We start from the raw sequence: 11,809 nt of genomic DNA, 5'->3' as shown, positions 1-11,809 counted from the left end.
GGGAGACGGCTCAGCCGGTCCGGCTGGCCGACCTCCGCTTGGACGAACTCGGCCTGCGCCGCGATTCCGGGGTGACGGCGGGCGCGGCCGCCGATGTGGCGGGCGGTCCGGAGTCGCCCGTGCTGGACTCCGGATCCGAGATCGACGGAACCTGGTGGATGGACAGCAGCCGCAGACCGAGGGTCTGGACCCGGACCAACAGGCTGTGCAGCGCGGCGTCATCGAGGATCGTTCCGCGCAGGATCGCCTCCTGGGTGTTGCGACCGACGCTCATCTCGGGGAAGACCTGCGCGATTCGGTACACCGACCGGCCCGCTACGCGCAGTTCGTAGGAGCGGTTCGTCGTCGAGGACTGTGTCGGGGCCGGATCCACCGGCGGCCACTGGTCAACGCTCATCGGATACCGCCTCCTCGCCGGGATCGACGGCTGGATGGTCGCCTACCAGCGGTTGGCGTGAGGGGACAACTGAATTGGTCATCGTCGACTCCTTCGGCGAACGGGTGACCTGGAGTGTCCGAGGCTTGATCGGGCACCGTCTCGACGGTGCCCGAGACATCGCGTGTTGTCCGCGATTCGCCCGTGAATCCACTCGGTCGATATGCGAGTCCGCCACCAGCGGACGGTAGCCCCATCGTGGTTGCGGTACCTGCGGCTGCGGCGACGTGGGGTTGGGCAACCCCCGGGCGACCTGGGTGGCCTTGTGTGTGACACAGTGGTGGGCAAGAGGCCGGTCGAAGATCTCGGACTCGCGGCGTGAGCCCGACGGTCGAGGCGGATCAGGCGGAGTCGACGGCGGACCGACCTCATCACACCACGCATCCGGCGATGGCGTTGTGCTGTGCGAGTCCGATGCTCGGGCCTGCACGGCTGGTATGCCGTGTCCAGCGATCGACGTGGTGTAGAATTCGTCGGCGAAGTGTTCGAAAGGTGAGGGGTCGTAGGTGCCACCCAAGCAGCGCAAGACGTTCGAGGCGACACTCGAACTTGAGGCTGGCAATGCAGCCATGGTCGATCTCGGAAAGATGCTCGGCCCGACGGGTGTCAACACCCGAAACGTCAAGCTCGAGTACGACGAGAACACCTCCGCTCACCGAGGCGAGATCGTTCCCGTGGTGGTCTCGGTCTTCGAGGACCGGACCTACACCCTCCGGTACAAGACCCCGCCCACCAGCTTCCTGATCCGTCAGGCGATGGGCGCGAAGTCCGGCTCCGAGCGTCCCGGGCACGTTCCCGGCGGCACGCTCACCAAGGAGCAGGTCCAGGCGATCGCCGAGCGCAAGATGCCCGACCTGAACGCAGGCGGCGACTTGGACGCAGCGATGAAGATCGTCGCGGGTTCCGCGCGGTCCATGGGCGTCACCGTCGAGGGCTGATATCCCGGCGGTTCGATGCTGAGCGAGGCTGTTCACTGAAGGGGGCTACCCGGCCGGGTAGCCCCCTTCAGTCTTGTCGGAGGGCAGCTGTGACCGCGCCGCATCATGCCCAGCCGGGCGGTCGTGCTGCCCGACCGGGCTAATACGGGTGCGAGGGCGCGGATCAGACGCCGCCCGCGAGGCTCTCCAGCTTGACGTCGGGATGCTTGCGCAGTAGTAGCCGAAGCGTGATGTCATCGGTGAATAGTGCGAGTTCCGCGCCATCGCCCCTGGTCAGGACCTCGCTGGAGTGTCCGTCGATCAGTTTGCGTTCGTTCGGATCGCCGAGCCTGCGGACCACGGTGTAGGGCAGGTGGTTCAACAGGATCGTCACGCCGAACTCGTTCTGTAGACGGTCCGTGGCCACCTCGAACTGCATGGGGCCGACTGCGGCGAAGATCGGCGTCGCCTCGCCACGACGGTCCGAGCGCAGTACCTGTACCACGCCCTCCTGTTCGAGCTGTTCCACGCCGCGCCGGAACTGCTTGGCCCGTCCGGGGTCCTTGGCCGCCACGGTCGCGAAGTGACGCGGGGCGAAGCTTGGCAGACCGGGGAAGGTGACCTTCGGCTTGCCTGCGTACAGCGTGTCGCCGACTCGAAGGTTCGAGGCATTGACCAGGCCGATCACGTCGCCGGGATAGGCGACGTCCAGGGTGCTGCGTTGCTGCCCGAAGACCTGCTGGGCGTACTTCGTCGCGAAGGGCCTGCCCGAGGCGGCGTGGGTGACGACCATGCCTCGGTCGAAACGCCCGGAACAGACCCTGGCGAAGGCCACCTGATCGCGATGGGCACGGTCCATCCCGGTCTGCACCTTGAAGACGAAAGCGGAGAACGGTGCCTCCAACGATCGGGCGCCGCCGTCGACGTCCGGGCGGGGAGTGGGCCGAGGCGCCAGCTCCACGAGGAGGTCCAAGAGGTGCTTGACGCCGAAGTTGAGCACCGCCGAGCCGAACAGCACCGGGGTCGCCTTCGCGTCGAGGAACTCGTCGTAGTCCATGTCGGCACCGGAGATCGACAACAGCTCCGACTCCTCGCCCGCCTGCTCCCATTCCTCGCCGACGGATTCGGCCGCCTCGTCCGCCGTCATGGTCTGTATGGTCGCGCGGCTGGCGCCCGCCGCATTGCGGGTGAAGCCGATGAAGCCGCCATCGGTCCGATCGAGCACGCCCTTGAAGGCACCCGCCTCGCCGACCGGCCAGGTCAGCGGCATCGGACGCAGCGAGATCCGCTCGGAGATCTCGTCACACAGTTCCAGGGCGCCTCGGCCTGGCCGGTCCCACTTGTTGACGAAGGTGATCACCGGGATATTGCGATGCCGACAGACGTCGAAGAGCTTGAGCGTCTGGGGCTCGAGGCCCTTGGCCGCGTCGAGCAGCATCACCGCGCAGTCGACAGCTGCGAGCACCCGGTAGGTGTCCTCGGAGAAGTCGGAGTGGCCGGGGGTGTCCAACAGGTTGATCACCGTGTCGCCGTAGGCGAACTGCAGGGCGGCGGAGGTGATCGAGATTCCCCTGGCCTTCTCCATCTCGAGCCAGTCGGAGACCACACCCTTGCGGCCGCCCTTGCCGTGTACCGCGCCTGCTTCGGAGATGACCTGGGCGTGGAGGGCGAGTGCTTCGGTGAGCGTGGATTTTCCCGCGTCGGGGTGGCTGATGACGGCGAAGGTCCTCCGGCGGGCGGCTTCCCGTATCACCTGCGACTCGTCGTTCTTGGTCTGTCGCCCTAGGGCCGGATCGTTGCCCGCCACTGTCCGCTCCCTGTCCTGGTGCCCATCGATGGTGTCGCGGTGGCCCGATAGCAGGCGCACCTTCGCGCCGAGCCACTCTACCGGCCCGTCACGCTCTGTTCCGACCCGCCGCAGGTCAGCGCCCTGATCAGCCTCGGCTCGGTATCGGGAGGACGGGAGGACCGAGATCTGGACATGGCCGATGTGGTGCTGCGCCGCGCGAGTCGACGGTGGGTGCGCGCGGCGTCATCGGGGGAGGCGGTGCACGAGGTTCATGGGAGGTCGGAGTTCTCTGCGCATTGCTTCTGGCGGACGACCCGGTTAACGTAGGTTTTGCGGCCATTCGACTGATCTAATGGAAAAAATCCTGGAGGGAGTCGGTATGACTCAGGGCAGCACGACGGCGGAACTCGACGCGACGATCGCACCGAAGGACGTTCATCAGCTGCTGGGCAGGCACCTGCTCGTGGACGGATTCCCGTTCGTTCTGGACACGGCGGCCAGCTCCGGCTCCTGGTTGGTCGACGCACGCAACGGCGACCGCTACCTGGACCTGTACTCCTTCTTCGCCTCCGCGCCGTTGGGCTTCAACCCGGCGGGGATCGTCGAGGACCCGCAGTTCATGGCGGTGCTCTCGGAGGTGGCGGCGAACAAGCCCGCCAACTCCGACATCTACACGACGCACTACGCGGAATTCGTCGAGACCTTCGCGCGCGTGCTGGGCGACCCGGAACTGCCGCACCTGTTCTTCGTCGAGGGCGGCGCGCTCGCGGTGGAGAACGCACTCAAGTGCGCCTTCGACTGGAAGAGCAGGCACAACGAACAGCACGGCCGGTCGGCCGAACTCGGCACTAAGATCATGCACCTCACCAGGGCCTTCCATGGTCGCAGCGGTTACACCATGTCGTTGACCAACACCGACCCCGGCAAGACCGCGCGGTACCCGGCCTTCGACTGGCCCAGGATCTCCTCGCCTGCGATGCGGTTCCCGATGGCCGAGCACCTGGACGACATCATCGCCGCCGAGCAGAAGTCGCTCGCCGAGGCCGAGGCCGCCTTCGCCGCGAATCCCCATGACATCGCCGCCTTCATCGTCGAACCCATCCAGGGTGAGGGCGGCGACAACCACCTGCGCCCGGAGTTCCTCCAGGCCATGCAGCGGCTCTGCCACGCCAACGACGCGTTGTTCATCGTCGACGAGGTGCAGACCGGCGTCGGCGTGACCGGGACCGCCTGGGCCTACCAGCAGCTGGGTCTGAGCCCGGACATCGTGGCCTTCTCCAAGAAGACCCAGGTCGGCGGCGTGATGGCCGGTCGTCGCGTCGACGAGGTCGCCGACAACGTCTTCGTCGTGGGCGGTCGTATCAACTCCACCTGGGGCGGTGGCCTGGTCGACATGGTCCGGTCGCGGCGCTACCTGGAGATCATCGAGCGCGACGGCCTGTTCGACAAGGTCGCCGGGGACGGCACCTGGTTGGCCGAGCAGCTGGCCGATCTGGCGGCACGTCACCCGGGCCTGATCGACAACGTGCGCGGCCGCGGTCTGATGGTCGCGCTCGACCTGCCGGACGCCGCCACCCGAGGCGCGGTGCTCAGCGCACTGCTGGACCAGGAGCGCGTGCTGGCGCTGCCCAGCGGCGAGCGGTCGATTCGGTTCCGTCCGGCGTTGACGATCACCCGTGCGGAACTCACCGTGGCTGTCGACGCATTGGATCGGGTCCTGGGCCGACTGGGCTGACCCGACTCCACCGAGACGACCCGTCGCACCCGCCGCTCACGTTGGGTGCGACGGGTTTCCATTTCCGCTGCTCGCGCGGTTGCGTCCTTCGATCGGGGGAGACCGTTCGGTAACGCTGGGCACGGCGTGGACCCTCTTCACGGAAACGTCACGTGAAGTCCCGCTCACGCAACACACCGTGTCGATGCTGGAACCGTGACAGTCGACAGGACGGCGGGCAGGCACCCGTCACGCGATCATTCGACGCCCCCGACGTCCACCGACGTGCAGCGACCGGCCGCACCGGGCTGGACCAGGGAGATGCTGGAACTCGCCGGTGTCTGCTTCGCCGCCGCCATCGCGCACGTCTTCGCCTCGGGGGTGGCCGCGCAGCACGATGGATCGGTGATCCTGCTGGTGGTCGGCGCAACGTTGATCCTGATCTCCATCCTCGTTCGAAGCTGGCACGCGCGTCGGCCGCGTAGGCGATCCAGCGTCGCGCCCGCCCACCACATCGGGACTCCGTCCGCCGCTTCGGCGCGCTCCCCACAGCGCCATGAGATCGCCGCACCGCTCACCGGCACCGACCTGGCCACCACACTGTGGCGTCTGCGGGTCAACCTCGAGGACCGACCGGGGAGACTGGCCTACCTTGCGGGTGTGCTGGCAGGTCTGTCGGTCGACATCCGGTCCTTGGAGGTGCATCCAGCCGACGTCGGAATCATCGACGAGCTGTTGGTGTCCGCCCCCACCGCCGTGACGGCGACGGAGCTTCAGGAGGCGTTGTTGCGCGCAGGCGGCACCGAACCGCATGTCACCGTAGCCGACGTACACGAGTTGACCGACCCACCCGCCTCGGCGCTGCGGCTGGCCGCGAGGGTCGCGGCCGACCCCACCGATCTGGAAGCCGCGCTGATCGATCTGCTCGACGCCGTCGACGTCCACCGAACACCCGTGCCGTCGACCGAGCCCGATCGAATGTCGGCGACCGTACTGATCCTCTCGGACCCGGAGCTAGGCATCGTCCGGATCGTTCGTAGCGGACTTCCGTTCACTCCTGCGGAATTCGCGCGGGCGCGGGCGCTGCGCGACCTGGCGCTCACGGCGCGATCAGCAGCGCGGAACGGGGTGGATCGTCCTGCGGCCGAACCAGAGACGATCACGATCGTCGAGGCAGACCAGTTGGATTTCGCCGCCGTGCGAGACCTGCATCGACGCTGCACACCGGAATCCCGGTCGAGGCGTTATGGCACCCCGGCCGGGCCGAATCGCGATGGACTGCGCTTGCTGTTGGCCCCGGAGAAATCCCATACCCTGCTCGTTCGCGACGCAGCCGGCGATGTGATCGCGATGGGCTGCCTCGTCTGGCGGGAGGATGAAGCCGAGCTGGGCCTGCTGGTGCGTGACGATCGACAGGGCTCGGGTCTCGGCACGACACTGACTCGGCGCCTGATGCGGGCCGCTCAGGACCGGGGGATCGGTGTGGTGCACGCCAGTACCCAGCCCGACGATCTCCGCATGATCAGGATCATGAACCGGGTCGCCGATCGACCGACTCACCGGCTGCGCGATGGTGCACTGCGTCTCAGCGCCGGACTACACGGCGATACCGGCGACTAGAAATCAGGCGTCCTTGAAACGGAGGTAACGCAGGGGATTTCATGTCGGTTATTCACCGCCCAATCTCCTATGCGGTGTCAGGATGGCGAATAGTGGACTGGCTCGTTCCGTCGTCGTTCTCGGAACGTGGCCACGGGCTGGCGGCGCCCAGCCCAGGGCGTAGGCCCGCATTCACAGGTTTCCGGCGCGTTAATAATGTGAACCGAGACAAATCGGGTATCCGATTATCCGGACCGGCCGATCGATCAGCCGACGTTATGTGTCCTGCCCCGCGATCCGCCGATTGGTCTCTTGTGGGAATCGAGAGCGCGAAGTTAAGTCGGATGCGGCCGCCGTTTTACTCGGCTTTAGCCGAGAATTCGTCGGCCCTGGTGTCTGGACCTACAAGGAGGCTCGGTGTCTAGAACCATCGGCACAATGCGGTCGAGAAGACGCACCCCGGACCGAACCCGCTTACCCGGCGCACCCGGTTTGGTTTTCACCTTGGTGGCCGCATTGACGGCGGCCACCGCAGCACCGTCGATAGCTCAGCAGACCACGGAGACCGGCGACGAGACGGCATCGATCGACGCCGAGGTCCTCGAGGTCTTCGAGGAGAAGGGCAGCGCCGACGTCTGGATCGTCCTCGAGGACCGCGCTGATCTCTCGGCGGCCGCCGAGGTATCGGATTGGGCGGACCGTGGCGAGGCCGTCGTCGACACGTTGCAGGAGCACGCCGAGCAGAGCCAAGCCGAGGCAGTGGCGCTACTGACGGAATCGGCAGCGGAGTTCACGCCCTACTGGATCTCCAACCGCATCCTCGTTCGGTCGGCCTCGGAGTCGTTGGCGAACTCGATCACGCAGGTTCCCGGTGTCGAGCGGGTCGCCCTGCCGTCCGTCCTGGAGATACCGGAACCGCTGGAGAAGACCGAGGCCGATGCGGTCGTCGATGCGATCGAGTGGGGCATCGGTTCCATCAACGCCGATGACGTCTGGGCCGATCACGGCGTCACCGGTGAGGGCATCGTGGTGGGCAGCATCGATACCGGTGCCGAGTTCGACCACCCCGCGTTGATCGATGCCTACCGGGGCAATCTCGGTAACGGCGGCTTCGACCACGACCACAACTGGTTCGACCCGTCCAACGCCTGCGGTTCGCCGTCGGTCGCACCCTGCGACAACAACGGGCACGGCAGCCACGTCACCGGGACCATGACCGGCGATGACGGAGCGGGAAACCAGATCGGCGTCGCTCCAGGCGCCCAGTGGATCTCTGCGAAGGGCTGCGAGAGCACCGGTTGCTCCGACTCCTCGTTGCTCGCCTCCGGTCAGTGGATCCTGGCTCCGACCGACACCGATGGACAGAACCCCCGAGCCGACCTCCGACCCCACGTGGTCAACAACTCGTGGGGATCCTCGAACGGGTCGATCATCGACCCGTGGTACGACGAGATCGTCGGTGCCTGGACCGCCTCGGGCATCTTCGGTCTGTTCTCCAACGGCAACTCCGGGCCAGGCTGTAACACCACCGGTTCACCCGCCGACTCGGCGCTGTCCTACGGCGTCGGCGCCTACGACGTCAACAACGACATCGCCTACTTCTCCAGCCGGGGACCGGGAGCCGATGGCGACATCCGCCCGAGTATCTCCGCGCCGGGCGTCAACGTCCGCTCGTCGGTGCCCGGCGGTGGCTACAGCTCCTACAACGGCACCTCGATGGCCGCCCCGCACGTGGCAGGTGCGGTCGCGCTGTTGTGGTCGGCGGCGCCGAGCCTGGTGGGAGACATCGACGGAACCAGGGCTCTACTGGACACCACGGCGATCGACGTCGACGACACCACCTGCGGCGGCACCGCCGAGGACAACAACGTGTGGGGCGAGGGCAGACTCGATATCGCGGCCGCCGTCGACGCCGCGCCTCGGGGCGACACCGGAATCCTGGCTGGCACCGTGACCGATACCGCCACCGGCGAACCGGTCTCGGGTGCTCAGATCGCCGTGTCCGGCCCGCAGGAGCGCGCGGCGACCGCAGACGAGGACGGCACCTTCTCGTTGACCCTGGCGGTCGGGGATTACGCCGTCACCGGATCGGCATTCGGCTATGGCTCGGCCGACGGATCGGCGGCCGTGCTGGCCGGCGAGACCGCCACCGTCGACCTCGCGTTGACCGCCGTTCCGACCCGCACGGTGTTCGGTCAGGTCGCCGACTCGGCGGGGACCGGACTCTCCGGTATCGACGTCGCCTTCGACGGCGGCGTGCTCGCCCCGGTGACCACCGACGCCAACGGCGGGTTCACGTTCGACGCCGTACCGGAGGGAACCTACGAGCTCTCCGCAGGCGGTTCGGGTTGTGTCGGCGATCAGAGCAGGGAGCTCGTGGTGGCCGGTGGCAACACCGTCGCCAATTTCTCTCTTCCCGACATCACCGACACCCACGGCAATTTCTGCCGCACCGAGGGCGATGCCTTCGTGGCAGGCGACACCCCCGTGTCGCTGACCGGTGACGACGCCCAGACCACCGTGGCACTGCCGTTCCCGGTCGGGTTCTACGGTCAGCAGTACGACCAGGCCTACGTGTCCACCAACGGTTTCCTCAGTTTCACCGCACCGGCCACCTCGTATCTCAACGGCGCACTGCCCAGCTCGGCGGCGCCGAACGGGGCCGTGTATCCGTTCTGGGACGATCTGACGGTCGATTCGTCGAGCGGCGTCTTCACCGGGCTGTCCGGTGACGAGGGCGAGCGCGAGTTCGTCATCGAATGGCGGAACGTCCGCATCCTGGCCTCGCAGGCTCGGATCACCTTCTCGGTGGCGTTCCAGGAAGCAGGCGGGCTGACCTTCAATTACGCCGAGCTGCCCTCGGGCGTGCCCGCTGCACTGGGGTCCTCGGCCACCGTCGGAATCGAGAACGCCTCGGGGACCGACGCATTGCAGTACTCCTTCAACTCCGCTGTGCTCGCCGAGGGGACCTCGATCCGCTTCGACGAGCCCGACGCGGGCTTCCTGACCGGCACCGTGGTCGACGCCAACGATGGCCTGCCCGTCGGCGGCGCCTCCGTGGCGGTGTCGCAACGTGGCTCGGTGCTCAACACGGTGACCACCGCCGACGACGGCACCTTCGTAGCCCAGCAGCTGCTCGGCTACTACACGGTGTCGGTGGGGAAGGAGGACTACTCGGAGTTCACCACCACCGCATACCTGGGGGAGAACCGGGAGACGGTCACCGTCGATGCCGAGCTCACCACGGCTCGGGGCGAGGCCAGCCCCGGTGATGTCTCCTGGATCGTTCCCCAGGACGCGACCCGCAGTACCTCGGTGACACTGAGCAACACCGGGGATCACGACTTGAGCTGGGCGATCTCCGAACGCGGCGGCGATCGCGTCAATCAGACCCCCGCGCAGGCCGAACTGCTGGCCGAGGTGCGTTCGGAGGCCGACCGCTCCGCAGTGGACACCAGAGCGAACTACACCGAGGAGGAGATCGCGGACCTCGCAGGCGCCGCACCGTTGGCCGAGGGCGAGGTGTTGGCCTCCTGGGACGTCGACGAGGTCGACACCGCCTGGGGCGTCGGAGTGAACGAGAGCGTGTGGATCTCGGACCCGGTGTCGATCACCAACACCGAGTTCGCCACCGATGGCTCGGCGACCGGCCGGACCTTCGATGCGGACTGGGCGGGTACCTGGAACGCCGATCTCGCCTATGACTCGCGCAACGGATTGCTCTGCCAGGTCAATGTGGGGGGCGACAACGGAATCCATTGTTGGGACGAGGCCGACGGCTCGGTGGGCTATAGCATCACGGGTTCGCCGTGGAGCGACACCTCGCAACGCGGACTCGCCTACCGGGCCGACGACGACTCCTTCTACATCGGCGGCTGGAACGAGGGCGTCATCTACCACGTCGCGGGTTCCTCGCACTCCGAGCCGGGCTCGCTCCTGGCGAGCTGCACCGCGCCGGAGACGGGCGTGGCCGGTCTCGCCTATCACCCGGTGGCCGGGACACTGTGGGTCACCACCAACAGCCCGACCGACACGATCTATCAGATCGACCCCGCGACCTGCGCGGTCATCTCCACGGTGGCCTTCCCGGAGACCGTCCAGTTCGCGGGAGCAGGCGCGGAGTTGGACGCCGACGGCGCATTGTGGGTGACCTCCCAGGTGTCCAACACGGCGTACCTCATCGACAGCGGGGTGCCCGTGTCGACGGATGTCCCGTGGCTGAAGCAGAAGGTCACCACCGGCTCGCTGGAGCCGGGAGACTCGATCGACGTCGAGGTCGAGATCGACACCTCGGGCCTGGAATCCGGCGTGTATCAGGCGACACTGCTGTTCGACACCAACGCGGGCAGGCAGCCCGTCGTGCAGGTTCCGGTCGAGGTGGTGGTCTCCGGCTATTGGCAGGGTGTCTCCGCAGGTGGCGTGGAGGAGCACGTGGCGGCCGACGAGATCGCGTTCGCGCCGGACCAGGCGTACACCGAGGGTTCGTGGGGTTGGATCGGCGAGGATTCCGTCACCGATGCGGTCGGCGACAACGTGGAGATCGTCAACACCAGGGAGGACGCTCTCTACCGAAGTCAGCGCAGCGATCTGGAGGCGTATCGGTTCGATGATCTGCCTGCGGGAACCTATGAGGTGACCCTCGGCTTCGCCGAGCTCAAGAGGTCCCCGAAGGTCGACTGGCGGAAGTTCGACGTCACGCTCAACGACCAGGTGGCGCTGCTCGGTTACGACATCGCCCAGACGGTGGGTGGGCGAGCGGCCGATCAGCGGGTGTACACCGTGACGATCGATGAGGGCGAGTCCTTGGACATCGAGTTCCTCAACCGGCGTAGCTACCAGCCCGCCGCGATCAACAACGTCGAGGTGGTGCACCGGCCGGACTGGTGACCGGCACCAATAGTTCGCACGATTCTCAGGTGATGTGGGTGGTCGCCGAGCGGGGAATCCGCTCGGCGACCACCCATCGCCGCGTTGGCGGTCGAATCGCTTGATCGGTAGGTGTGTCGCTGTTCACCGATAACCCACGAATGGCCTATTCGGTCCGGTCGGTAATTCACCGACCGTTCTCTTTCTTGGTTCGCTCGCGCCTGCCGATTCGCTCGATTGAGCGCGGCGTGGTGCGTTTGGGTCGCTATTACTGCTCGAAGGGCACGGATTTATCTGCATGAAAGGGCGACGCTGCGATGAAATCCGGTCTTTCTGTTGCTATTGCCGCAGATTCGGTGTCGGCGCGATCGCGCGGAGGTCAACGCCGGCAACAATCAATGGGGCATCGATATTCGGTCTGCTACGCCGATCAGACGATTGCCAAGTGAACCGATTCAGCGGTTAGGTCGAAACCAGTCATCGCGCAC

The 11,809-nt window shown here is 66.6% G+C and carries 6 protein-coding genes; 4 read left to right on the top strand and 2 right to left on the bottom strand.

The annotated features are described in order from the left end of the window. Window positions 1-10: 10 nt before the first annotated feature. Window positions 11-397 (bottom strand): DUF8691 family protein, encoded by a 387-nt coding sequence (locus tag BKA25_RS16645; protein WP_069848491.1) that lies wholly within the window; start codon window positions 395-397, stop codon window positions 11-13. Between the two features lie 545 nt (window positions 398-942). Between BKA25_RS16645 and BKA25_RS16640 the strand changes: the two genes are divergently transcribed. Further along, window positions 943-1,374, top strand: coding sequence for an uL11 family ribosomal protein (locus BKA25_RS16640; protein WP_069848493.1), 432 nt, complete (start codon window positions 943-945; stop codon window positions 1,372-1,374). Between the two features lie 163 nt (window positions 1,375-1,537). Here the strand turns inward: BKA25_RS16640 and BKA25_RS16635 are convergent, their stop codons facing one another. Then, the gene (locus tag BKA25_RS16635; RefSeq protein WP_375791858.1) at window positions 1,538-3,160 is read right to left on the bottom strand and encodes a peptide chain release factor 3; all 1,623 of its coding nucleotides are present in this window, start codon (window positions 3,158-3,160) and stop codon (window positions 1,538-1,540) included. Between the two features lie 361 nt (window positions 3,161-3,521). On the opposite strand from BKA25_RS16635, the gene lat reads away from it, so the two are divergent. From lat to BKA25_RS16620, 3 genes are all read left to right on the top strand, one after another. Next, window positions 3,522-4,877: an L-lysine 6-transaminase gene (gene lat / locus BKA25_RS16630; RefSeq protein ID WP_069848495.1), complete on the top strand. Its 1,356-nt coding sequence runs from the start codon at window positions 3,522-3,524 to the stop codon at window positions 4,875-4,877. Window positions 4,878-5,072: 195 nt separating this feature from the next. Continuing rightward, window positions 5,073-6,476 (top strand): GNAT family N-acetyltransferase, encoded by a 1,404-nt coding sequence (locus BKA25_RS28435; protein WP_157421028.1) that lies wholly within the window; start codon window positions 5,073-5,075, stop codon window positions 6,474-6,476. 396 nt (window positions 6,477-6,872) lie between these two features. After that, window positions 6,873-11,342: a S8 family serine peptidase gene (locus tag BKA25_RS16620; RefSeq protein ID WP_172803771.1), complete on the top strand. Its 4,470-nt coding sequence runs from the start codon at window positions 6,873-6,875 to the stop codon at window positions 11,340-11,342. Window positions 11,343-11,809 lie beyond the last annotated feature (467 nt).

Origin of the sequence: Actinoalloteichus hymeniacidonis (assembly GCF_014203365.1) — a bacterium.
Lineage (GTDB): Bacteria > Actinomycetota > Actinomycetes > Mycobacteriales > Pseudonocardiaceae > Actinoalloteichus_A > Actinoalloteichus_A hymeniacidonis.
The sequence above is the reverse complement of the archived record's forward strand: the minus strand, read 5'-3'. Positions and strand labels throughout refer to the sequence as shown.

Coding starts and splice junctions, on each gene's coding strand:
- BKA25_RS16645 (WP_069848491.1), bottom strand. CDS start 397: ATGAGCGTTGACCAGTGGCCGCCGGTGGATCCGGCCCCGACACAGTCC.
- lat (WP_069848495.1), top strand. CDS start 3,522: ATGACTCAGGGCAGCACGACGGCGGAACTCGACGCGACGATCGCACCG.